Below are 22,920 nucleotides of genomic sequence, written 5' to 3'. Positions count from 1 at the left end.
ACGCATTTCGCGCAAATTAGGGGCTCCAAGGCCGCCGGCGTATGCTCACCCCGTCAGGTATTCTTCCTCAAGCAGTCTATGATAGTCCATATACATCGGGACAGGATCAGAACGTCGGCTCTTCGCCCGCTTGAACCCGAACCTCTCGTAGAAGCCCACGGATTCCGGTTTTGCGTCCACGGTAATGATCCTGCATCCGACATATTCAGATACCATTATCGTGAGCGTCAGGACCTCACGGAGCATCAGAGAACCAATGCCGTTTCTCTGATGTTTTTTTGATGTTGCCAGCCGGGCAACTTTGATTGCAGGATACTTTCGGTAAGGATACCCCCGCCTCCCGTCCTCCGGGGCTACCTGTTTTGCATCGATGCAATCGGTCACCAGGGTGAAAAACCCTACAATTTCAGAGTTGATATACGCAAGGCGGGTTACGGATAGGCGCTGCTGCTGATACTCCATCGAATCCTCGATCAGGAATTCGTCCAGATCGTCATGGCCACAGCTGAAGGTCGATACGTCCGAGTCCCTGGAAAGCGGTAAAAAACGGAGCGCCCGGAGAGGCATGTTATGTTCACAGACGCCGGTTTTTCGCTTCTCGCGCTGCAAATCGGATCAGTTCCCGTGCATCGTCGGTATAGGTGGGCCTCTCCATATACTCATGAAAACGCCGGGCATCTTCGCCCTCAAGGGTAAGCCCAAGTTCGATTGGTTTTGCCATCGTCACTTCACCTCGGGATATGATATAATGCCCGCGGATACCTCAAATAGGTTTCTCCTGGTCAACATTCACCACACACCCCACCAGCGCCCTGATCCGTTTTGTCGACCAGCCGGTGCAGGGCCTCCGGACCGGTGAATGTCCCCAAATAGGGTTGTGCCCGGGCCTTCACGCCGCCGGCTTCTGTGCGTCCTGTTGCATCAGCCTGATCGCTTCCAGCGCCTTCGCCGGGTCCGCTACAAGAATGCTCCGGAGTTCGTCCAGAATCATATCCAGCTGGTTTTGCATTGCAGTCGTCCCCGCAACCTGCCGCTGGACATCGGTGTACCTGTCCTGGAGGATGGGCAAGTCGGGCGTCGCCGGAAGCAGGGAACATAAAGGTATTTGCGAGACCAGCAACAACATGAGTACAATGCTCAGGATAAACCGAGACAAGTGCGGATACTGCGGCACCTGCGTCGCAGTCTGCCCGGAGGATGCGCTCGAGCTGATCGACGCCTACCTCAGCCTTGAGCGGGAGTGCATTGCCTGCGGCATCTGCGCACGGGCGTGCCCGTTCGGGGCACTGGAGGTCGTCCATGAAGAGTAACTACGATATCCTCATCGTCGGTGGCGGACCCGCTGGCGCTCTTGCGGCGAAGACGGCGGCCGAAGCAGGGAACTCGGTCTGCCTCATCGAGAAGCGTCCTGCCATCGGCACACCGGTCCGGTGCGCGGAGGGGATCGGCAAAGAACTCTTACGAGAGTTCATCAAGCCCGACCCCTGCTGGATCTCCGCGGAGATCGAGCGTGCCCGGCTCATCGCCCCGAATGGCACCACCATCAGCCTCGAACAGGACCGGGCGGGAAACGAGGTCGGCTACGTCCTCGACCGGAAGGTCTTTGACCGGGAACTCGTCTGGCAGGCGGCCGAGGCAGGGGCGGACGTGGTCGTCAAGACCCGGGCGACCGCACCGATCCTGGATAACGGGGCGGTCCGGGGCGCGAAGGTGCTCTCGGTCGGGACGCCGGCCGAGATCCGGGCAGACGTGGTTATCGCTGCGGACGGCACGGAGGCGCAGTTCGCCCGCCGGGCCGGGCTCGACACCACCGTGCCCCTCCGGGAGATGATGAGCTGTGCGCAGTACCTGATCACCGACATCGATATCGACGCGGGTTCGACGGACTTCTACCTGGGTAACGAGGTCGCGCCCGAAGGCTACCTCTGGGTCTTCCCGAAGGGCGAGCGGACGGCAAACGTCGGGATCGGCATCTCCGGCAGGAAGAGCCGGGACGGTACGCGGGCGAAGGATTATCTTGATCGGTTCGTCGCGAAGAACTTCCCCGGCGGGAAGACGATCGAGTGTATCGCAGGCGGTGTCCCGGTCTGCCGGCCGCTCCCCTGCACGGTCGGCGACGGCCTTATGGTCGTCGGCGACGCGGCGAGGGTCGTCGACCCCCTCACTGGCGGCGGGATCGGGAACGCCATGTTCACCGGGAGGCTGGCCGCCCGGGTGGCCTCCGAATGCATATCGGCGGGCAACTGCTCGAAAGAGGCGCTGATGCCGTACGACGCCGGGTGGCGGGCATCGCGGATGGGCAAGTTCCTCGAACGGAACTACAAGGTCAAGGAGTATTTCATAACCCTCGACGATAAGAAACTCAACACCCTCGCGGATTCGATCGCAAACATCAGCCTCAAGGAGTTCTCGGTCTCGGCGCTCATCAAGGAACTGATCAAGCGGAACCCAAAGATGCTCTTTGAACTAAAATCACTCAAAGACGCTCTATCCTGACCGCTTCAGCTGCTTGCTGAGGGTCTTTATCGTCTCCCCTTCCGCTTCCTTTTTTGTAAATACCGTGATGACGTCCCCCGGCCGGATACGGACGGTGCCGCTCGGTATGATGAGGTCGCCCCCGGCACGCCGGATGGCGATGAAGACGAAGTCGCGGACATCGAGGTCCCGGATCTCGTGGTCGGTGATGGGCGCGCCTTCTTCGGCGACGATCTCGAAGATGGTGCCCCCGGGGATCGAGGCGACCTGCTGGAGGTTCGGGCTCTTCGCCCAGTAATAGAGCCGGCTCGCCACCAGCTCGTCGGGGTTCTCGCTGATCTTCACCCCAACCTCGTTGAAGAGGTCGGAGTGCTCCTTCTGGTTGACGATCGAGACGACGTTCCTCACGTTGTAGCGTTTGGCGAGCCAGCAGGTCATCAGGTTTACGGCGTCATCGCTCGTGGTGGCGACCAGGGCATCGGCCCGGTCGATCCCGGCATCCTGCAGCACCGATTTATCGGTCGCGTTCCCGGTGATGGCGAGGACGTCGTAGTGCTCCAGAATATCGCTCGCACGCGCCTCGTCCTGGTCGATCACCACCACGGAATCGCCGGCGTTCACGGCGATCGCAGTCAGGTTCCGGCCGATCCCCCCCAGGCCGACGATGATGGTGTACATTCCATCTGGATTCAACCGTTGCCATTGAAATACCTTGCGAATAAACCAGAGTGTGTGATCTGCGGGGTGGATGAAGCGGGGAAGGGTTCGGTCATCGGCCCGATGGTGGTTGCCGCCGTCGGTTGCCGGGCGGTCGAGGATCTTGCGGCCCTCCCCATCCGGGACTCGAAAGCCCTCCGGCCGAAGCAGCGCGAGGAGCTCTACGGAGTCATCTTTCGCGACTTCGCGATCGCTATCGTCACCATCGACGCCGCCGGTATCGACGATGCCCGGAGCAGGATGAGCATGAACGCGTGCGTGGCCGAACTCCATGCCGAAGCGCTCATGGGGCTCCGCCCGGAGTATGCCTACGTGGATGCCTGCGACGTGAACGCAGAACGCTACGGCCGGACGGTCGCATCTCACCTCGACTTCCCCTGTGCGGTCGTCGCCGAGCACCGGGCGGATGCCCGCTACAAGATCGTCGGCGCGGCAAGCGTCGTCGCAAAGGTCACCCGGGACCGGGCGATCCGGGAACTCGAGCAACAGTACGGGAAGATCGGGAGCGGCTACCCGTCAGACCCGACAACCATCGGGTTTCTCCGCGACTACATCCGTGAGTACGGGAACCCGCCGCCCTGCGCCCGCCGGAGCTGGAAGACGGTGGCGAACCTCTACCAGACGACGATGCAGGACTTCCCGTAACCCGGAAGAATTTATGCTTTCTGCGCACTAACCGTGAGTGATGATCTGGATCCGGATACTCCTCCTTCTTGTCGCGGCTTATCTCCTGATCGCTTATTATATCCGCGACCGGGGATTGTTTCGCGATCGCATCATGTTCTTCGGCCCCATCATGGCGATCAAGACCGAACGGGTCGGTTTCTTCGACTGGTTCCAGAAGTTTAAGGCGCCGCTGCGGGCCTACGCGACGCTCGGGGTCATCATGGTCGTGGCAGTCTCGGCCTTCATGACGCTCGCCCTGGTCCTTGCGGTCCCCCAGCTTGTGGTGCATACCCCGGAGCCGACCGGGATCTACGATCCAAGAAATATCCTCGCCATACCGGGGGTCAACCAGGCGATACCGGTCACCGCGGCCGTCATCGTCGGCCTTCTGCTCACGATCGTCATCCACGAGTTCGGCCACGCGATCCTCGCCCGGGTCGAGGATATGCGGGTACGGAGCATGGGTCTCCTCATCGCCGTCATCCCGATAGGGGCATTCGTCGAGCCCGACGAAGCGGACGTCGACGCGGCAAAAGGGATGCCCAAGATCCGGATGTTCGGCGCCGGGATCACGAACAACATTGTCATCGGCCTCGCCTGCTTCGCCGCGATGTTCCTCCTCATCGGGATGGCGACGCCTCTCTCCGTCCCGCTCGTCCAGGGAGTCTACAAGGATTTTCCGGCGGCAGAAGCGGGCCTCCCCGGCTACTCGGTCATCACAGGCATAAACGGTGTGCCCGTGGCGAGCCAGGAGGAGGTATCGGCGATCATGGACGGGACGCGGCCCGGGGAGACGGTCACGCTGACGGCGGAGAAGGATGGGATCGAGAGCACCTACACCCTCACCCTCTCCGGGTGGCCGGAGGTGCTCGGCCGTGACCGTGACTCCGGGTTCATGGGAGTCTACTACTACAACGCGCCCGCGGTGAAGGAGCACATCGGGAACGTCGCGAACCTCGGGCTGCTTGCCCCGCTCTACCTGACGATAGCCCCGATCGACGCGTTCATCCAGGGCAACACCCAGCAACTTGCAATCCTGCTCGCCGATACCCCCGAGCAGGTAGCGTGGGAGGAGCCGTTCCCCTTCTTCTGGGGCACGGTCCACCTCGCCTTCTGGACCGGGTGGTTCAACCTGCTGGTCGGCATGTTCAACGCCATCCCGATCGTTCCCCTCGACGGCGGCTATATGATGAAGGAAGGGGTGGAGCGGTTCTTCGAGCGGCGGGGCTGGTCCCGGTACGCGCCGCGGGTCGTCGCCTCGATCAGCGGGTTTGTGACGATGATGCTGATCCTCCTCATCACAATGCCGATGCTCGTCGCGGCGGTGCGGTTTGTGTTGACGATGGGGTGAGCGACCCCGCTTTGCCCAGACCGGGGCCACATCTCGGATTTTCGCATGCCGCTCCCATCATCAGATTTCAGCGGCGGCATCATTGTGGTTACTCCGCCGCTGACGGGGAACGGAGTTATGCTATTTCATAAAAGTTGTTCAGATGCGAACACAAGGACCGCAGGAACCGGTATCCCGACAGAATCTCATCCGGTTCGGAATAGTTCCGGGGTTGCATCTTATCCTCTTCCTTCGCAAGCAGATAGCAGACCTCGGAATAGACTCTTTCCCGTACCAGCTTGAGGCAGGTCTGGTGATAGCGTTCGACATATGAGGCTTCCTTAAACTCGGGAAAGACCTCAAAGTGTGGTTCGTTGTTCCGCACGCTCCTTCGGGATCTCTCGCAATCCTCCAGCAGGAGCAGGTATCCAAGCCAGGGAGACGGGGACGTTTTGAAGGCCCCCTCCCGGTAGGCCGTCCAGAGATCGTACGCACTCCCAAGAACCTCCTCGGTCCGATTATTGATGTTATTCCCAAATGACGGCCCCTTCTGGGATTTTAATTCAAGGACGGCAACCAGTTCCTTCTTCCCCTCAGGATGGTGTTTGATAACGATAAGATCCCACTGCTTCTCCGCGCGGAAGTACCCCGGAAGGTCGAGGGATCTCTTTCGTATGCAGATATCACCCTCTGGCACCCCGATATCCACCAGCAGATCCCGGATGAGCGAGAAAAACCGGTCCATATGCTTCCCGCCTGTCGCTTCCGAGCGAAAGCCCTGATCTTTCACACCCCGGTTGTTCTGATCTTTTGCCTGCGAAGCCCTCTTATCCCAGAAATACCGCACCGCGCAAGAAAAATAATCGTCACGGGAGATTTCCCCGAGTATCCTGTCACTCACCATGAATCCGCCTCTATCAGAACAATCGAGACTGTTTCGCCTGATGAGCAAACCGTTCAATCTGCATGAGGAAATATTTTTCTTCAACCTCGACGCTGATGCTGTTTCGGCCCCACCGCGCGGCAGCGAGGCCGGTCGTCCCCGTGCCGCCGAAGGGATCGAGGACGGTATCGCCCACGAACGAGAACATCCGTACAAGCCTCTCGGCCAGTTCCAGAGGGTAGGGTGCGGGATGCTCCCGGGTCGATGCTCCCTTGAGGTCCCAGATCTGGCGGAACCACGCCTTCTGGTTCTCCTCCGATATGACCGAGAGCAGCCGCGCCGCGAGTGTGGGCTTCCTGTAACCGCCGGGTTTCCTCTGGAAGAGGATATACTCGATGTCGTTCTTGACGATCCCGTTGGGTTCATACGGTTTGCCCAGGAATGATCCCGGCGAGTCTGCCTCAAAGCAGGCGTTGGCGATCTTGTACCAGATGATCGGAGCCAGGTTGTCAAACCCTATCTTCCGGCAGTGCTCCTGAATGCTGGCATGGAGGGGCATGACGACGTGGCGCCCGGCCTCCCGCCGGGGCAGGCAGACGTCGCCGACGACGATGACCAGACGACCTCCCGGGACAAGGACCCGGTAGACGTGTCTCCAGACGTTATCGAGTTCCTCTAAGAAACGTTCATAATCTTCAATCTGCCCGAGCTGTTCGTCTTTCTCGGGGTACTTCTTCAGGGTCCAGTAGGGAGGCGACGTCACGACCAGGTGAACGCTCTCATCAGGAAGAAACGCAAGATTGCGGCTGTCCGCATTCACGAAACGATGGTGTGACGGCAGATTGCCGGATATGGCTTCGATCTCTTTCATAAAGGAGAGGTTTTTCGCTATCATCGGGATGGCACGCTGCCCCTCGGCCTCCGCCACCTCAAGGATCTCTGCCGGTACAAAGTTTTCCAGCGGTAGCTCCCGTCCGGTTTCATTGATGAAAAAAGATCTTTCGGCAAAAACAGGAGTTATTTCCGTCATACGAAATGGTTTTGAGATCATGCCACCGTTTCTATGATTGATACTTCTGATGACATAACTGTACCGGAGATTTCTCCCTTACGGACCCGGAGACTTCCTGCCCCCTAAAATTCCGAGGGGCCGGGAAAGGGCTCTACAGTCCCTCTCTCCGTTCCAGTTCCCCGGGTTTCTTCTGCATCTCCGCATCGATATCGGTCTCGATGCTCTTTGCCGCCTCCTCTACGGCCCGGAGCGCCTCCGGGCCCGGGATCTCCCCGAGGATATCTTCCGGCGGCAGTTCCGTGCCTTCGGGAACCTCCGGGGCCTCGACGGTGGCGCCGAGGTATTCGGCAGCCTGTTTGACGACGCTCGATAACTCGAACGGGAATATGATCTTTGTCGCCTGGCCTTCAGCCATCTTCTTTAAGGCGTCAAGCGAGAGGACCGTGATCGCCCGCCGGTCCAGCGGCCGGGCGCCGACCGAGAGGATGCGCAGTCCCTGCGCCTCGCCCTGCGCCTGCAGGATGCGGGACATCCGCTCGCCCTCGGCCCGCAGGATCTTGCTCTGCCGTTCCCCTTCGGCCTCGAGGATGATGCTCTGCCGGCTCCCCTCCGCCCGGAGGATCGCCGCCCGCTTCTCGCCGTCGGCCCGGAGGATCGCAGCACGCCGCTCCCGTTCGGCCGCGGTCTGCTCGGTCATCGCCTGCTTGACCGCACCGGCCGGGTCGACCTCCTTGATCTCCACCCGCTCGACCTTCACGCCCCAGGCGTCGGTCTCCCGGTCCAGGATGTCCCGGAGACGGGCGTTGATGATGTCCCGGTTGTAGAGGACCTCGTCGAGCTCCATGTCGCCGATGATCCCCCGCAGGCTCGTCTGGGCGAGCGCCACCGTCGCCGATCGGTAGTTCATCACCTCAAAGTAGGCCTTCTCCGGGTCGATCACCCGGACGTAGACGATCGCGTCGACGTTCGTCGGGGAGTTATCCTTCGTGATCACCTCCTGCCGCGGGACGTCCATCACTTCCGTCCGGAGATCGAGTTTCACGACCCTCGTGATCAGCGGGACCACCCACCGGAACCCCGGGTTCATCCTCCCCATGTACTGCCCGAGACGTATCTGGAGCCCCTGCTCGTATGGCTGCACGATCACCACGCCACTGGCGAAGATGATGACGATCACGATGATGAGAAAGATCGTGATCAACCCGGTCCACGGGATCTGTCCGATTAAAGCCATTTAAACAACCTCTTTCACAACAACATGCACTCCCTCGGAGTGGACGACGACAACCCTTCTTCCGGCCGGGATGATCTCCCCGGGCCCGGAACGGGCGCTCCATTCCATACTCCCGATCCGCACCTTCCCCGCGAGCGTCACCGCATCGACCGGCGCGACTACCGTCCCCTCGAGACCGACGAGCGAATCCCGGGAGAGGGTCGTGGGGGGTTTCTTTCCGGACGTGAGACGGCTGTATACCCAGACGGTGACGGAGGCCGCAGCGATTGCCGCCAGAACCCCGACGATGAGGCCGGTGGGAGAACTGAGGATATCGACGCCGAGGAGGAGAAGGACGCCGAGGATGATCAGGACCGTAGCGGGGACGGCGATGAAGAACCCGGGCTGGTAAACCTCGACCAGGAACAGCACCGCCCCGAGTACGATCAGCATCCAGCCAAGAGCGATCCCCTCTGCAAGCATAAGAGAGAAATGGACCCGGCGGGATAAAAGAGTATGGAAAGAGGGCTCCGTCAGGAGCGATCCGCCAGGTTCAGGCAGGCAAAGACCGCCGGGGCGCCGAACGAGACCCAGGCACCGGCGGCGGCAGCCCGGAGGTACTGGAGAGTGCAGAAGACGAAACCCGGGTCCTGGGGGATGAAGAGCCCGATCCCGAACCAGATCGCCCCCGTCACCGATATCCCGAAGATGTAACGGAGCAGGTGGACGGACCCCTTCCCGACGGCGCACATGCCCCCCCGTGCCGGCCACGCAGCCGCCGCACCGGCCGCGAACCCGAAGAAGAGCCCTGACGCCGTGACGGCATCCCGGAGGTCGAGCGGGTGGATCGGCTGCCCCGACCGCTCGAGCGCCCCCGCCGCCCAGGACGCAGGAACCTGCCAATCCCCGAGAGCCGCGAGGGCGGATACGGAGACCAGCGCCAGGGCGAGGGACCCGGCAAACGCGACGAGCACCTGCCGGGAGAGGGGGAGGGCGGCGACCCGGCGGCCCACCGGTCCTTCGAGGGCGAGGAACCCAAGAAGGATGCCGGCGCCGACTGCAAACCCCGCAATAACGTCGGTCGGGAAGTGTACCGCCAAAAAGACACGGGACGTGCCGATGAGGAAGATAGTCGCAGCCGCAACTATCCAGAACCACCAGCGCCGGACCTGGACGGCGATCAGCCCCCAGAACGCCACCGCCCCCTGGGCGTGCGCCGACGGCAGCCCGAACGACGGGTGACTCCCGAGCGCCCGGACCTCAGGGCTGACCCAGTAGGGGCGGGGAAGGTGAAACGCGACTTTGAGAGCCTCATTGAGCCCGCCCGATATCCCCATAAGGAGGCCGAGACGGAGCCCGAGGCACGGGTCCCGGAACCAGTAAAAGGCCGGGATGATGAGCAGGTAGAACTCCGGCTGCCCGAGGAACGAGAAGAACTGCATCGGGATCAAAAGCCATGCCGCCTGAGCCTGGAGCGCCTGGATACATGCGATCTGGATATCGGTCATACAAGCCCGATGAGGTCAAGGTTTGCCAGCAGCTGGGGCAGCGCCGCAGCAGTCCCGTTGATGATGAACTGGATGGCTATCGCAAGGACGATGATCGCCATCAGTTTCGGAACGACCCGGAGCCCCCCTTCCCCGATCAGGGAGAAGATCCGCGGCCCGTAGAGCATCCCGATGTAGGAGAGGGCGAGAGCCACGATGATCCCGAGAAAGACGGCGACAATGCTCCAGATACCCTCCGGACCCGATGCGAGCAGGATCACCGTCGTGATCGTCCCCGGGCCGCACGAGAGCGGGAAGGCCAACGGGACGACGGCGATGTTCTCAAGGTCCGCAGTCGAGTAGGCCTCGCCTTTCGAGGTGAGCATCCCGGTCGCCACGCTGATTAAGAGGATGCCGCCGGCGATCTGGAACGCCGGGACGGTGATGTTGAAGATCGTAAAGATCAACTGCCCCGTGAGGGCAAAGAAGGCGAGCACGATGAAGGCTATCTTCATGGAGGTCCTGATGACCTTCGTGCGCTCGCTCCCGCTCATCCCCTCGGTGAGCGCCGTGTAGACGGCGATCGTGGAGGCCGGGTTCATCACCGCGGTGATCGACGCGACCGCGACCAGGCTGAACCCCAAAAACCCGACAAATTCGGTGATCAGGTCCATACCGGATCACCATACCCCATGATCATGGAGACATATGCGTCCCGGCCCCATAGGTACCTTACGGTTCCCCGGCCGCCGGAGCCGGGGGAACGTGGACCGCAGGGAACGCGTCGAGGAGTTCCCGCGTCAGTTCCGCCCCGAGCGACGGCCGGACGGACTCGAGCCAGAGGAAGAATCCGGCCATGTGAGGCGTCCGCCGGCTCTCGAACTTGAACCCGCCCGCCCGGCTTGGCACCATCTTGAGGTACTCCTTCTTGTCCCGGGTCCGGAGGTAGATGATCGGCCGGTACTCGGGGATATTCACCGCGAGGACGACCTTCGAGAACTGCTTCTGGATCGCATCCGGGTCGTAGGTCTTCCCCTTGATGCGGATAGGGTACCGGGCGTCAAGCATCCGGACGGCGGAAGGGTAGAGGCCGCCGAAGAGAACTTTCTTTACGATCGGCGGGATCTCGTCCGGGGTGCCGAGTTCCCCGACGCCCTTGCTGGAGGTGACGGCGGCGATGATGCTCTGCAGCCGTTCGTCGTGCAGTTTCTTGTAGTCGAACGGCCGCCGCGGGGCGATCTCCGGGATCGAGATCAGCTTCTCGTGCCGGATCCTGCGTGGCGGGCTTCGTTTCAGGTCCCGGGGACGGATCAGGGCCTTCAGGTCCTCGCAGGCCGGGGTGGTGAGGAGGACGTTGTCGGGCTCCCTGAGGAGGCGGCGGACGACGGCCGTCCGCGAGATGTCGACCGAGGAGATGAGGAGGAACGGCACGGTGGGCTGCCCGTAGAGGTAGCCGAGAAGCTGTTTTTTGTAGTGGATCTCCGCTTCAAACTCTTTTAAGTCGGCAGGAGACGTGATGATCTCGCCAAACGTCAGCGCCCCCGTATGGTCGACGAGCATCAGGTCGACCTCGGCGAGATCCTGCCCGTTGCCCCGGACCTTGATATCCCCGATGTTCGAGTAGAAGAGGCCGTTCTGACCGAGCTGCGCACGCCGGACCTTCTCCGGGCCGTCGGCACCCCGGGCCACAACGGAGAGGATGAGATCGGTCTGGAGAGAGAGGTCGAGGATCATCTCGTAGACGATCGCTTCAAACCACCTCCCCTCCGCGGTCCTCATCTCGGGAATATCCTCGGAGAAGAGCTTTTTTCGATCCGCAGGGCGCAGGTGGCGCAGCGCTCTCATGATGATCGCCCGCGTCGGCTGGAGCGAGCTGAAGTTCTTGTTGAGCCACGTAATCATCTGCAACATTCGTTTCACGCAACTTGAGTATTGGTATCGTATTGTGGACCGGAGAGGGTCGGAGCGCTTCCCGACAGGAGAGTCTATCATCCTGCAAGTGCTCATAGAGTTTCCGGTCTCCTGGACCATGAAATTACGCATGGACTCATTGCCCCGGCCACCCTGCAACCGGCCCGGGGGGGACGGCAGCGTTCCGGGAAAACCCCGGCGGGAGCCACGTGGGGACCCCGCCGGGCGGAAAAAAGTAGAGTGTCGACGTCGTGCAGCGCTCCCGGTCAGACCGCCTTGATCGCCTCTTCGAGCGGCATCGCCGGCGCGACGTGGGCAACGCCGTAGGAGCTGAACGGCGCGGTGATCTTCAGGATGGATCGCTCGTCAGGCGCCTCAAAGATGGCAACCGACATGTGCCGCCCGATGAGGAGGTAGCGGTGGTGGATCTTCACATCCGAGGGATACTGGAAGTGCTTCCAGAGTTCCAGGACCTGGTGGGTGTGCTCCGGTTCGAACTTATACCACAGGACAAAGAGCATTTGTTCTTCACCTGACTTCCCCATACCGCCCCGGATATATAAACCCTGCACCCGGGGATCCAGGGGCGGCCTCGGACCCTCAGGAAACGTTCCAGGAGTTCCTTACTCGTAGCGGAGCGCCTCGATTGGGTTTAACTGCGCCGCCTTCCACGCCGGGTAGAGCCCGGCGACGAGGCTTGCGGCAATGCCGAAGACCATCCCGAAGGCGATGTAGCCGGCGACCGCCGGGCCCGTGGCCGCCGCCCCGCCCGGGGCGACAAAGCCTCCGAGGAGCCCTGAAGCGGCGGCGCTCGCGTAGTAGCCTACGAGAGCGCTCAGGACCCCTCCGGCGATGCTCCCCAGAACCCCGAGGACCAGGGCCTCGAAGAGGAACATGACAAGCACACGGCGTCTCTCAGCCCCGATGCTCCGCATCAGCCCGATCTCGCGCGTTCGCTCAGTGACAGAGATGACCATGACGTTGAGGATCGAGACACTCGCGACGAAGAGCGATACCGCCCCGATCCCGAGCAGGAAGAGGGAGATGGCGTCCATCGTCTCGTAGTAGAGCTCCAGCACCTCGCGCGAGTCGAGGACATCCACCTTCTCCTTCCTGCGGTTGACCTGCGCGTCGATGGCAGCCTTCACCTCCCCGATATCGGCGGGGTCTCCAACCTTCACCACCACCATCCCCGGGTCCTCGCCCGGGTAGCGGGCATCGGTGACGATGACGGCGTAATCGGGGTTGATGTCGATCCCCATGCCCCGCTCGGCAGCGATCCCGGTGACCCGGACGCTCTCGTTCGCAAACCCGATGCGGCTCCCCACGGAGAGATCGAGATCTTCGGCAAGGAGCGACCCCACCATCACCCCGGGCGACGCGGACGCCGGGTAGCGGCCCGCCTCAGCATCAAGCAGAAACGGTATATCGTCGGGGTGGAGCGCGTAGACCGTCACGTAACCGGAAGTATCCCCCACAACAAGCCGCTCGGCCGTCCGGAACATAGGGATGACGCGGTTCTGCCCGGCTGCCTTCTCGATGAGCGCCACGTCCCGGTCTGATAGCCGTGAAGCGAGGATGTTCCTCGGGTCGAAGGGGTCGCCGCTGGATACCGCAACGTGGGGGGTGACGATGATGGTGTCGCTCACGTCCGAGACCAGGCCCCCGACGAGCGCCGAGAGGCTGGCGCCGAGGATCCCAAGCGACGCTATGGCAAGGACCCCGATGACGATCCCAACCATCGCAAGGACCGACCTGACCGCGTGCCGCCTGAGATTCCGGACCGCAAGGTTGACCAGAATCCTATCACGCATGCCGCATCGCCTCCACCGGGCGGAGGCGGGCCGCCTTCCAGGCCGGGTAGAACCCGGCGAGGGCGCTTGTCCCGATGCCGAACGCCATCCCGAAGACGATGTACCCGACGGCGGTCGTGTTGAAGACGGCGAAGCCTTCACCGAACGTGGTCCCCGCCGTGAAGACCCCGATGGCGGCGACGCTCGCGGCGTAGCCGACAGCCGCGCTCAAGACCCCCCCGACGGCGCTCCCGGCAACCCCGAGGATCAGGGCCTCGTAGAGGAAGATCCGCAAGACCTCGCTCCGCATGACCCCGATGCTCCGCATGACCCCGATCTCTGAGACCCGCTCGGTCACCGCGATGTACATGACGTTGAGGATGTTGACGGCCGCAACGAGGAGGGAGATCCCCCCGATCCCGAGGAGGAAGACCGTGATCTGATCGTAGATATCCTGGTACTGCCCGAGCATCTCCCGGGAATCGACGATGTCGACCACGTCCTCACGCCGGTTGAGCCGGTTGTCCACCGCGTCCTTCACCTCGTCGATCGCGGCGATATCCCCGACCCGGACGATGACCATCGCGTAGCCGTCCCGGGTGCCGAAATGACCGGTGTACCAGCCCTCCGGGACGACGATGGCGTAGTCGGGGTTGATATCGACGGCAAACCCCCGCTCCGCAAGCACGCCCGCCACCCGCAGGTCCTCCCCGCCGACGGTGATCCTTGAGCCGGGGGAGAGGCCGTACTCCCGGGCAAGGTAGGTCCCGACAAGCGCACCCGGCTGGTTCTGCCGGGGGTAGCGCCCGTCCTCGAGCCTGAGCAGGACGGGGATATCCTCCGGGTCGAGCCCGATGACCCGGGTATACCCGGTCTCGCCGCGGCCGAACTCCACCTCGTCTGCCCCCTGCAGCACGGGGATCGCCCGGTACGGGCCTGCCGCCCGCCTGATATCGTCCACCTCCCGGGAGGAGAGGGTCGCGTCCACGGCAGTCCGGGGGTCCCCGGCGAACGTCCCGCCGATGGCGGTGTGCGGGGTGATCACAATGGTGTCCCCCACGTCGCTGATGAGGTTTGCGACGAGGAGGTTGATGCTCCCCCCGAGGATCCCGAGCGACGCGATGGCCGCGACGCCGACGACGATCCCGATGACCGAGAGGAGCGACCGGAACCAGTGGCGCCGGAGGTTCCGGAGAGCGAAGGAGAGGAAGATCATACCAGCCTTCCGTCCACGATCCGGATCGTGCGCCGGGCGTATGCGGCGATCCGGGGGTCGTGGGTGACCATGACGACCGTCTTGCCCCGGCGGTTCTCCGCCGCGAGGAGGTCCATGATCGCGGTCCCGGTCTTCGTATCCAGGTTGCCGGTCGGCTCGTCGCAGAGGATGAGGTCGGGATCGTTTGCGAGCGCCCGGGCGATCGCCACACGCTGCTGTTCGCCCCCGGAGAGTTCGCCCGGCCTGTGGGAGAAGAGAGCGTCGTCGAGGTGCACCGCCGCGAGGACCTCGGTCGCCCGCTGCCGGCTCTCCTCCCGGCCGCGGGCGAGGACGATGGGAAACTCGACGTTCTCAAGCGCCGACAGCAGCGGGATGAGGTTGAACTGCTGGAAGACAAACCCGATGTGGTCACGCCTGAGCCGGGTGAGGTCGTCGTCGCTCATCCCGGAGATCTCCTGCCCGGAGAGGTAGATCTTCCCGGTGGTCGGGACGTCGAGACAGCCCATCATGTTCAAGAGCGTCGACTTCCCGGAGCCAGAGGGCCCCATAACGGCGATGAACTCGCCTGGCTCGACGGTGAGGGAGACGTGGTCGAGCGCAACGACGTCGCCTGCCGGGAGAGAGTAGACCTTGCTGACGTCCTCGAACCGGAGGATGGGCTCGCCGCTCATCGCCGCCGTCTCCGGATGTACCAGAGAGCCGCCAGTGCGGCGGCGAGGGCCAGCACGCCGGTAGTTACGGCCGGGACCACGATTGCGGGCACCGCTCCACCCGCGGCCGTCCGGTTCTCGATCGAGACGGGCACGGTCACCGAGAAGGGGTTCCCGTCGCTGTCGCGGTAGTCGATGATGAGCGGCACCTCGGTAACGCCCGTCCCGGCCCGGAACGTCACCTCGAACGGGGCGACGTCATCGGGGTCGAGGGTGCCGACAACGTAGACCCGGTAGGGGTCAGCAGGGACCGCGGGCGGACCGGTGGTGACGAGGACCGACCGCGCGGACTCGAGGCCCGCGTTCGCGACATCCCCGGTCGCCCGATAGATCCCCCCCTCCGTGGCGACCTCGACGTTGGTGATGACGGGGTCGGCCCGCCGCTTATCCTCGCTGAAGATGACCGGCAGGGTGAGGTTTGCGGCATGACTATTGAGCCCGTTCCGCCAGGCCACCTCAAACGTGACGTTCATCTCGCTTGCCGGGGTCAGGTTGAAGACGACGGCCGCGGACCCGTCGGGCGCGAGGCTGCCGATGAACGCCCGCGCCGGGGTGACGGTAAACCCCGTCCCCTGCGGGGTCACCTGGACGCCGGAGGCGGCGTTCGGGCGGGGGTTCGCCACCCGGACGGTGACAGCGGCCTCCCTCCCGGGGGAGAAGGTTTCAGGTTTCCCGGCCACCGTCGCACTGAGCGGGGTGTCATCGACCCGGACCGGGACCGGGTAGCGGAGGGTTCCGTTCTCCCGGAAGTCCAGGTGGAACACAGGGTAGTAGATCCCGTCGGGTGCGTCCGCCCGGACGGCGAAGGTGAACGTCCGGTTGAGGCCCGCGCCGATAACCCCGACCGAGGGGTAGGGCTCGCTTGCCGGGACGACGCCGTCGCCGTAGAGGCGGGCCCCGCCGGCCGGGACGGCCGTGGGCCCGTTGTTCTGGACGAAAACCGTGATGGTGCCTGAGTCACCCTGCATCAGGACCGGAGGGTCGACCGCGGCGGACGTCACCGTCACGTCCTCCGGGCCGGCAACGGCAGGAGAGGCCAGGAGGCATATCAGAATGAGCAGGGCCGGGATGGACCCGGCATGATCGGTTCCCACGCCGGAGAATGGAGAGAACTCCTACTTCAACATTCCTCCCGACGGTACGGAGGGGCGGCATAAAACCTTTGACGGCAGAGGGCGATACCTCTTGAGACAACCGCAGCCCCGCGGGGAACCGAGGAGAGTATGGGACACAACAAGATCGTCATCATCGGCCACAGGCAGCCCGACACCGACAGCATCTGCAGCGTCATCGGCTACGCAGAACTCCGCAATCACGCCGAACCGGGGAAGTACGTCCCCGCCCGGTGCGGGGAGGTGAGCGCGGAGACCCGGTTTGCGCTTGAGACGTTCAACGCCGAGCCTCCGGTCTACATAGCGAGCGTCGAGCCCACCGTATCCGACATACCGCTCGATACCCGAAGCGCCCGGCAGGACGTCCCGACAGTCGACGTCGCCGCCCTGATGGACACCTACGACATGCGGAACATGCCGATCACGGACGAAGAGGCAACCCTGGTCGGGCTCGTCAGCGAGTACGGGCTTGCGCGGGCCTACGTCCGGAAGAACCCCCGGGAGCAGCTCTCGCTCGTCCCGATGCCGCTTGCGACCCTTGCGCGCATCCTCGATGCCCGGACGGTCGTGCCGGCGCACGAGACGCTCGGGGAAGGCCGGGTCTACACCGTCATCGACGCCCTGCACGTCACCCTCTCCCGGATGACGCCGGACGATATCGCGATCGTCGGAGACAACGAACCGGCCCAGCTCGCCCTGATATCGGCGGGGGTCGCCGCGCTCATCATCGCCGAAGGCGCGCCGGTGGGCGAACGGGTGATCGCCGCCGCCCGGACGCGGGGAGCCTCGGTGCTCGCGACGACGCTTGACGCCTTCAGCGTCGGCAAGATGATCAGCCTCTCTCTCCCCGCGCGGATGATCATGGAGACCGATGTCCCCACGGTGCGGATGGAAGACTCGCTTGAGTACGCAAAAAGCGTCGTCTCGAACTCCAAGTTCAGGACCGCCTGCGTCGTCGGGGAAGGGCGGCAGCACATCGGGCTCGTATCCCGGACGACGCTGATGCAGGACGTCCAGAAATCGGTGATCCTGCTCGACCACAACGAGTACTCCCAGGCCGTGGACGGGATCGAGCAGGCGGATATCCTTGAGATCATCGACCACCACCGCCTCGGCGCGATCTCCACCTTAAAGCCGGTGAAGTTCCTCAACGATCCCCTGGGATCGACCTCGACGATCGTCACGAACAAGTTCATCGAGGCCTGTGTCGAGCCCACGCCGTCGACCGCCGGGCTCCTCCTTGCGGGGATCCTCTCGGACACGATGGTGATGAAACTCTCGACGACCACGCCCGTTGATATCCGGGCTGCAGACTACCTTGCGGAGATCACCGGGGTTGACCCGGCCGAGTTCGGGCCGGAACTGATCCAGAAGGGCATGGACCTTGACGCCCTCCCGAAGGACGAACTCCTCACCCGGGACATGAAGCGCTACAACCTCTTCGGGCGGAGCATCATGGTCTCGCAGGTGATGACGTCGTCGTTTGATTTCGCAGAGAACAACGCGGGCGAGATCCGTGCCGAAATCGACCGCCTGCGTACGACGATGGGGGTCGACTGCTTCTTTGCCCTCTTCACGAACGTCTTTGGGAACGCAAGCGACCTCTTCGCCGCCGGGGACGAGGCCTGTATCGCCAAACTGGAACTGCGGGACCAGCCCGTCCGGCTCGAGGGTGTCATGTCCCGGAAGAAAGATTTCATCCCGAAGTTCGGGCAGATGTTCCGACAGATTTAGTGCATCGATTCTCAATTACCGGAACTCTCACCGGAGGAGATCATCGATCGTGTTTCGCACCGTCCGGGGGTTTGCATCCCCGGGCACGGATTTTCCCGGGTATCCCCACGTACCACCCCCCCTCCGGGGGCGGGGGCTTCGAGGAGGAACGTACTGGTACCCGGTCTCCTCCCCGATGACGATATCCCCGCGGTCCAGCGCACGCGGGGGGATCCCGGAGAAGAACCAGGTCCGGGATCGCTCTCCTCTTCTCCCCGGGAAATCAGCGCGATAGCCGCTCCCTGGCACGGCTTCCCACCGGCTATCGCCATGACTGCCCCCGCCCCCGTGGTGATATCCACCACGGTCCACTACATGGGGAGATCCCGGGGGAGAACCGGGCACGGCTTTCCACTGGATATCGCAAGCACTGCCCCCGCCCCCGGGTGGGGGGGAGGAGGCGGAAGGCGCGGGCGGGGAGGGGGTTGCCGGAGAGGATGGGTACCCCTGCAGGGATGCCGGAGAGCGACATACGAGTATCCACCTGTGTGAAGCGCGGGCGGTGTGGGGGAGACGAAGGGCAGATATGGCCTGTTCATTTGGAATCGAATGGGGGCAAATATGCCCACCAACCGCACGCGAAGGCGCGAAGGCCGTGGAGTTCTTACCTGCCGTCACCCTTTGCGTGAGGCAACATTGCCTCCGAACTATGAGATGAGATGCCCCACCATCCGGGGCAACTCACCCGTTTTTCTTCCGGAGCATATCGGCAGCGTAGCGGGCGAGCCCGTAAACACCGTCGGTCGAGGGGTGGACCTCGACGATATCGTCAAAGTCGCTGACGGTGATGCCGCGCTTCATCAGGTAGCCGAGGTAGGAGAGAAGGGTCGACGCCCCCGGGACGCCGGCCGCGGCCCCGACAAGCCGGCCGGTCTCCGGCTCGATCCGGACCTGCGCAAGTCCCGCCCAGCCGCCCGCAACGTCCCAGAACGAACCGGGGCCGGCGGGAGCCGGGGCAGAGAGGGTGACACATCCCTCGTCGGCGCCGGCCGTGGCGAAGGCGTAGTCGTAACGGAGGCTCATCGCCTGCGGGATGCCCGTATAGTCCATGACGGCAGGGTGGCCGAGGATGTTCTCGGCGGCCACCACCCATTCTCCCGGCGGGCGGCGGGGTGAGGTAGGGCGGGCCGATGACGTCGCCTGCGGCGTAGACTCCCTCCACGCTCGTGCGCATCTGCCGGTCGACGATCACCGCGCCGTCCGGGCTCTTGCGGAGCCCCTGCAGCGACTCCGACCGGGGGAGGAGCCCGGTGGCGAGGAGAACGACATCGGCCTCGATCTCGTCGCCGCCGGCGAGCAGGACCGACCGGACCCGGCTGTCGCCCTCGATGCCCAGAACAGCGGTCTCTTCGCGGATGCCGACCCCAGCGAGGTCGCGCATCGCGGCGGAGCGGACCTTCCCGTCGAGACCGCGGAGCAGCCCGTGCCGGGCAACGATATCGACCCCGGACCCGAATGCCCTGAATACGTGGGCGAACTCCGCCGCCACCACTCCGCCGCCGATGATGATCATGCGGCGCGGGAGTTCTTCCATCGCGGGGAGGGTCTGGTAGGTGTAGACGCCGAAAAGATCGGTGCCGGGGATATCGGGGATTGCGGCCCGCGACCCTGTAGCCGCAAGGACCGCGTCGGCCCGGACCTCCTCGTCGTCGATATAGACCCGGTCTCCCTCCAGCCGGCCTTCGGCGCCGTAGACGATCTCGACTCCCGCCCGGCGGGTCTCGGCGTCGAGGACCGTGGAGAGTTTCTCCTGGATCTCGCGCATCCTCCGTTTGACCGCGGGGTAGGAGACAGCCGGGACCGAGTCGAGGATACCGAGGTCCTTCTGGGTCCGGGCGTACTCGACGAGCCGGGCGACATCGTTTAAGGCGCAGAGCGTCATGCACCGGTCGTGCAGGCATTGCCCGCCGATCTTGCGCTTCTCGATGAGCCGGACCTCCTTACCCGCCTGCGCGAGGCGCATCGCCCCGATTCTTCCTGCGGGCCCGCCGCCGATGACGACGATCATGATTACCTACAGGAGTTCGACGCCCTCGTCCATCGGCATCGAGAGGATCTCGCCCGTGAACGCGTTGACTTCAACAATCCTGCTCCCGCCCCGCACCTGCCAGACCGGCACGTAGACGATCTCGAGGTCGACGTTGATGTTGCTCCGGTCGGGTTTGAGGGTCTTCTCCTCGTAGAAGATGGCATCACCCTTCTCGTAACGGAACCGGAGCCGCTGGGTGAGCCGGTCGATAACCTCCCGCACGACCTGCCCCTCGACGTCCTCCCGCACGAGCCGGGCGGGCACGATCTCGGAGCCGAACGGGACCGGCCCCCGCTCGATGGATTTTTGGTCAATCTCCATCTTCATGCCGTTGATGGCGTTGACGGCTCCTGCTCCTTCGGCGTCGAAGGAGACCAGCCGGTCTTTCACCTCGCGTTCGCCGGTGCTCACGTAGCGGTAGTTCCAGTAGGGGATGAACCGGCACTTCGCTGAACCGTGCAGCCCGGCGATGCCGCAGGCCCGCTTCTCGGTGATCCGGACGGGAAGGTGGGGCAACTCCGGCCCCGCTTCCGGCTCTTCCTCCCCGGCCGCGGAGGCTGCCTCTGCCGGCTCACTACGGATGGCCGGGGCCGGTCGGCCGAGATCCAGGACCAGGGTCTGCCCGAGCACCTTCGCAAGCGCAGCCCTGCCTGCGTAGAGGACAAACTCATCGGCGCCCCACCGGATGCAGTCCTCCGTCTGCACCGTCGGATCGAGGGTAAAGAGCAGTTTCCTGCAGACCAGGTCGTCATCGCCGGTGCGCAGGCGGTAGTTCATCGAATCAAACTTCCTGATCGTCTCCGGGTCGTCAGAGCAGAGCACCAACAGGGCGGTTCCGTCTCTGATTCCGGAGAGGACCTGCGGGTCGTCGACCTCCGCCACGGTGTAGGAGGCCGCTTCGAGTATCCGCTTCAGCACGTTCCGGGCTTTCTCCCGAGTCCCACTCTCCATTCACCGTACAATACCACAGGTAGGTAGAACAAGTTTTCCCTCCGGGGGCGGGATGCATGAGGGATACACACCGGCCGGGAGATGAGGTGGGGCCGGGACGCGGGGGTGAAGGGACGGCAACTCCTTGAGAGCAGCACCTATCAGCGAGACGGCCACAGGTGGCTACGAACGTTGTCGACGCCTCGCGCGTGGTTGCACCGGGCATAGACCACCCGACCCATGCAGGCATGATGCGAACGGGAGTTACCATGCCGGTGCCACCATCGGCTTCTTCTCTTCCTCCTCCGCAGCCTCGACCACCTCCTCGAGTGCCGCTCCGGCCATCACGAGGGCTTCTGGTGTGACTATGCCCTCGGCGATGAGGTATGCGTTGGCATCCCGGAGTGTCTCCATGAGTTCCTTCGCCCAGAGGTGCTCGATGAGGAAAACCGCGGCAGCGCTGTTGTTCGGGATAGCATCGGAGATTCTCTGGACGTTCTCCTCGGTCATGCCGAAGGTCCGATGGGCAGCCGCCATCGTGCCGGCCTCAGCGCCTCTCCGTGCTCCTCCCTCCCCGCCGGCGCCGAGGCCGATGAGCGCTCCGACGGCGGCGCCGAAACACTGCCGCTCATCGTCGCTCAGTTGCGTGGCCTCCATGCCCTCGACGTTTCCATCCGCATCCTGTACACGAACCGGAGATCAATCAGCCTGACGGTGCCCGCCTCCATCGCTGACCCGAGCGCTCGCTGGATCTGGCCGTGGAAGTCCGGATTCTTGAATCCGACAACCAGGAGATGCATCGGTCCATACAATACTTCGGCCATTTCCATACCCCCTTACAGAACCTGGTATCATCCGACCCGCCCCAGCCATACACACGGTTCATGCTGCCGGCCTGAAACCGCGGCATCAGGAGCCCCGAAGGCGCGGATCGGTCTTCTTCCGCTGGCATCTTTGGGCGTGTTCACGGTGGGGGCAGGTCCAACCTGAAGGAGGGTACATGCTACAAAATGTTTTTTATATTCTTAACATTACAGAAAAATTGAGGAAACGCCCCGCTACCCGTGCCTTTCATGCATCAGGCAGTTCTGGCGTATCTTCCTCCTCTTCAGTCTCTTTCCCGGGAGTGCTCATGCGGCCGTCCGGCGGAGATCGTTACAGGTTTCGGTTCAGCGCTCCTTCAGGGCTCCTCCCAGCACTCCTCCCAGATAGCCGATGAAACCGAGGACCGGGAAGAGTATCAAAGTGATGTAAAACGTCGATCCGAGGAAGCGAAGAAGAGCGAGATCGCCCGGAGCAGCTTCGACGCCCAGCACCGCAAGGATCATTGCCAGGACAAGTGCGTTTAAGAGGCCGGTGTATACACCTGCTTTTCCTCCGGTTTTCTTTCCTCCGGCGATCCAACCCGCAAAGATGCCGCCGATAAACGCACCGCCGATCGTTATCAGGTAATTAATGATGAGTGCAACAACGAGCCCGACAATTACCCCGGTCCAGAAGGTCCGCTGGTCTACTTTCCGCATGTACCGTTCCTCCCTGCCCTGCATGTCGCTGTGGGTACAGGGCGCAAATGTTCGCGTTGACGCATAAAGATTGTCCCAATACTTCACGGCCTGCTGGTATGGACGCTAACGCCCGCCATCCTGATGGCGACCTGCGGTTG

General features: G+C 63.3%; 26 protein-coding genes. 6 read left to right on the top strand and 20 right to left on the bottom strand.

The window, feature by feature from the left end:
* Positions 1 to 45: 45 nt before the first annotated feature.
* Positions 46 to 609, bottom strand: coding sequence for a GNAT family N-acetyltransferase (locus tag QZ408_RS02950; RefSeq protein WP_292489637.1), 564 nt, complete (start codon positions 607 to 609; stop codon positions 46 to 48).
* 280 nt (positions 610 to 889) lie between these two features.
* Positions 890 to 1,069 carry a hypothetical protein gene (locus tag QZ408_RS02945; RefSeq protein ID WP_292489635.1) on the bottom strand — a complete coding sequence of 60 codons (180 nt, stop codon included), beginning with the start codon at positions 1,067 to 1,069 and terminating at the stop codon, positions 890 to 892.
* A 64-nt stretch (positions 1,070 to 1,133) separates the two neighbouring features.
* On the opposite strand from QZ408_RS02945, the gene QZ408_RS02940 reads away from it, so the two are divergent.
* The gene (locus tag QZ408_RS02940) at positions 1,134 to 1,310 is read left to right on the top strand and encodes a 4Fe-4S binding protein (protein WP_292489632.1); all 177 of its coding nucleotides are present in this window, start codon (positions 1,134 to 1,136) and stop codon (positions 1,308 to 1,310) included.
* Positions 1,300 to 2,496, top strand: a complete 1,197-nt coding sequence (locus tag QZ408_RS02935) for an NAD(P)/FAD-dependent oxidoreductase (RefSeq protein WP_292489631.1) — start codon at positions 1,300 to 1,302, stop codon at positions 2,494 to 2,496. The genes QZ408_RS02940 and QZ408_RS02935 overlap by 11 nt, the downstream gene beginning before the upstream one ends.
* On the opposite strand, the gene QZ408_RS02930 is transcribed toward QZ408_RS02935, so the two are convergent.
* Positions 2,488 to 3,153 carry a TrkA family potassium uptake protein gene (locus tag QZ408_RS02930; protein ID WP_292489629.1) on the bottom strand — a complete coding sequence of 222 codons (666 nt, stop codon included), beginning with the start codon at positions 3,151 to 3,153 and terminating at the stop codon, positions 2,488 to 2,490. The two genes, QZ408_RS02935 and QZ408_RS02930, sit on opposite strands and share 9 nt — an antisense overlap.
* A gap of 54 nt (positions 3,154 to 3,207) precedes the next feature.
* Here QZ408_RS02930 and rnhB point away from each other — a divergent pair, with 54 nt between their 5' ends.
* Entirely contained in the window at positions 3,208 to 3,837 is a 630-nt protein-coding gene (gene rnhB / locus QZ408_RS02925) for a ribonuclease HII (protein WP_292489627.1), read from the top strand.
* Positions 3,838 to 3,877: 40 nt separating this feature from the next.
* A complete protein-coding gene (locus QZ408_RS02920) occupies positions 3,878 to 5,209 on the top strand; it encodes a site-2 protease family protein (RefSeq protein WP_292489625.1) in 1,332 nt (443 codons plus the stop codon).
* 115 nt (positions 5,210 to 5,324) lie between these two features.
* Here the strand turns inward: QZ408_RS02920 and QZ408_RS02915 are convergent, their stop codons facing one another.
* Together QZ408_RS02915 and QZ408_RS02910 are read right to left on the bottom strand one after the other, a co-directional pair.
* Positions 5,325 to 6,092, bottom strand: a complete 768-nt coding sequence (locus QZ408_RS02915; protein ID WP_292489623.1) for a PaeR7I family type II restriction endonuclease — start codon at positions 6,090 to 6,092, stop codon at positions 5,325 to 5,327.
* A gap of 13 nt (positions 6,093 to 6,105) precedes the next feature.
* A complete protein-coding gene (locus tag QZ408_RS02910) occupies positions 6,106 to 6,891 on the bottom strand; it encodes a site-specific DNA-methyltransferase (protein WP_292489621.1) in 786 nt (261 codons plus the stop codon).
* A gap of 31 nt (positions 6,892 to 6,922) precedes the next feature.
* On the opposite strand from QZ408_RS02910, the gene QZ408_RS02905 reads away from it, so the two are divergent.
* Positions 6,923 to 7,138, top strand: coding sequence for a hypothetical protein (locus QZ408_RS02905; protein ID WP_292489620.1), 216 nt, complete (start codon positions 6,923 to 6,925; stop codon positions 7,136 to 7,138).
* 96 nt (positions 7,139 to 7,234) lie between these two features.
* Here the strand turns inward: QZ408_RS02905 and QZ408_RS02900 are convergent, their stop codons facing one another.
* The 10 genes from QZ408_RS02900 to QZ408_RS02855 form a co-directional block, all read right to left on the bottom strand.
* Positions 7,235 to 8,317, bottom strand: a complete 1,083-nt coding sequence (locus QZ408_RS02900) for an SPFH domain-containing protein (protein WP_292489618.1) — start codon at positions 8,315 to 8,317, stop codon at positions 7,235 to 7,237.
* Complete coding sequence (locus tag QZ408_RS02895) at positions 8,318 to 8,779, bottom strand: NfeD family protein (protein ID WP_292489616.1); 462 nt, start codon at positions 8,777 to 8,779, stop codon at positions 8,318 to 8,320.
* A 50-nt stretch (positions 8,780 to 8,829) separates the two neighbouring features.
* Positions 8,830 to 9,804: a phosphatase PAP2 family protein gene (locus QZ408_RS02890; protein ID WP_292489614.1), complete on the bottom strand. Its 975-nt coding sequence runs from the start codon at positions 9,802 to 9,804 to the stop codon at positions 8,830 to 8,832.
* Complete coding sequence (locus QZ408_RS02885; protein WP_292489613.1) at positions 9,801 to 10,457, bottom strand: MarC family protein; 657 nt, start codon at positions 10,455 to 10,457, stop codon at positions 9,801 to 9,803. The genes QZ408_RS02890 and QZ408_RS02885 overlap by 4 nt, the downstream gene beginning before the upstream one ends.
* A gap of 58 nt (positions 10,458 to 10,515) precedes the next feature.
* Positions 10,516 to 11,685 (bottom strand): hypothetical protein, encoded by a 1,170-nt coding sequence (locus tag QZ408_RS02880; protein ID WP_292489611.1) that lies wholly within the window; start codon positions 11,683 to 11,685, stop codon positions 10,516 to 10,518.
* A gap of 275 nt (positions 11,686 to 11,960) precedes the next feature.
* Positions 11,961 to 12,215 (bottom strand): DUF3303 family protein, encoded by a 255-nt coding sequence (locus QZ408_RS02875; RefSeq protein ID WP_292489609.1) that lies wholly within the window; start codon positions 12,213 to 12,215, stop codon positions 11,961 to 11,963.
* Between the two features lie 102 nt (positions 12,216 to 12,317).
* A complete protein-coding gene (locus QZ408_RS02870; RefSeq protein WP_292489607.1) occupies positions 12,318 to 13,508 on the bottom strand; it encodes an FtsX-like permease family protein in 1,191 nt (396 codons plus the stop codon).
* Positions 13,501 to 14,703: an ABC transporter permease gene (locus tag QZ408_RS02865; RefSeq protein ID WP_292489605.1), complete on the bottom strand. Its 1,203-nt coding sequence runs from the start codon at positions 14,701 to 14,703 to the stop codon at positions 13,501 to 13,503. Before QZ408_RS02865 ends, QZ408_RS02870 begins: the two co-directional genes overlap by 8 nt.
* Positions 14,700 to 15,374, bottom strand: a complete 675-nt coding sequence (locus QZ408_RS02860; protein WP_292489603.1) for an ABC transporter ATP-binding protein — start codon at positions 15,372 to 15,374, stop codon at positions 14,700 to 14,702. Before QZ408_RS02860 ends, QZ408_RS02865 begins: the two co-directional genes overlap by 4 nt.
* On the bottom strand, positions 15,371 to 16,507 hold the full coding sequence (locus QZ408_RS02855) for a hypothetical protein (RefSeq protein WP_292489601.1): 1,137 nt from the start codon (positions 16,505 to 16,507) through the stop codon (positions 15,371 to 15,373). Before QZ408_RS02855 ends, QZ408_RS02860 begins: the two co-directional genes overlap by 4 nt.
* A gap of 129 nt (positions 16,508 to 16,636) precedes the next feature.
* Here QZ408_RS02855 and QZ408_RS02850 point away from each other — a divergent pair, with 129 nt between their 5' ends.
* Positions 16,637 to 18,259 carry a putative manganese-dependent inorganic diphosphatase gene (locus QZ408_RS02850; RefSeq protein WP_292489599.1) on the top strand — a complete coding sequence of 541 codons (1,623 nt, stop codon included), beginning with the start codon at positions 16,637 to 16,639 and terminating at the stop codon, positions 18,257 to 18,259.
* Between the two features lie 808 nt (positions 18,260 to 19,067).
* On the opposite strand, the gene QZ408_RS02845 is transcribed toward QZ408_RS02850, so the two are convergent.
* From QZ408_RS02845 to QZ408_RS02825, 5 genes are all read right to left on the bottom strand, one after another.
* Positions 19,068 to 20,306 carry an NAD(P)/FAD-dependent oxidoreductase gene (locus QZ408_RS02845; protein WP_292489597.1) on the bottom strand — a complete coding sequence of 413 codons (1,239 nt, stop codon included), beginning with the start codon at positions 20,304 to 20,306 and terminating at the stop codon, positions 19,068 to 19,070.
* A gap of 6 nt (positions 20,307 to 20,312) precedes the next feature.
* Positions 20,313 to 21,278, bottom strand: a complete 966-nt coding sequence (locus QZ408_RS02840; protein ID WP_292489595.1) for a hypothetical protein — start codon at positions 21,276 to 21,278, stop codon at positions 20,313 to 20,315.
* 243 nt (positions 21,279 to 21,521) lie between these two features.
* A complete protein-coding gene (locus QZ408_RS02835) occupies positions 21,522 to 21,914 on the bottom strand; it encodes a DUF1269 domain-containing protein (RefSeq protein ID WP_292489592.1) in 393 nt (130 codons plus the stop codon).
* Positions 21,896 to 22,081 carry a hypothetical protein gene (locus QZ408_RS02830; RefSeq protein WP_292489591.1) on the bottom strand — a complete coding sequence of 62 codons (186 nt, stop codon included), beginning with the start codon at positions 22,079 to 22,081 and terminating at the stop codon, positions 21,896 to 21,898. Before QZ408_RS02830 ends, QZ408_RS02835 begins: the two co-directional genes overlap by 19 nt.
* A 345-nt stretch (positions 22,082 to 22,426) precedes the next feature.
* Positions 22,427 to 22,780 carry a DUF5518 domain-containing protein gene (locus QZ408_RS02825; protein WP_292489589.1) on the bottom strand — a complete coding sequence of 118 codons (354 nt, stop codon included), beginning with the start codon at positions 22,778 to 22,780 and terminating at the stop codon, positions 22,427 to 22,429.
* Positions 22,781 to 22,920: the final 140 nt, after the last annotated feature.

This window comes from Methanoculleus sp. 10 (genome assembly GCF_913757945.1).
Lineage (GTDB): Archaea > Halobacteriota > Methanomicrobia > Methanomicrobiales > Methanoculleaceae > Methanoculleus.
Note: the sequence above shows the minus strand (reverse complement) of the source record. Positions and strands in the feature narration are given on the sequence as shown.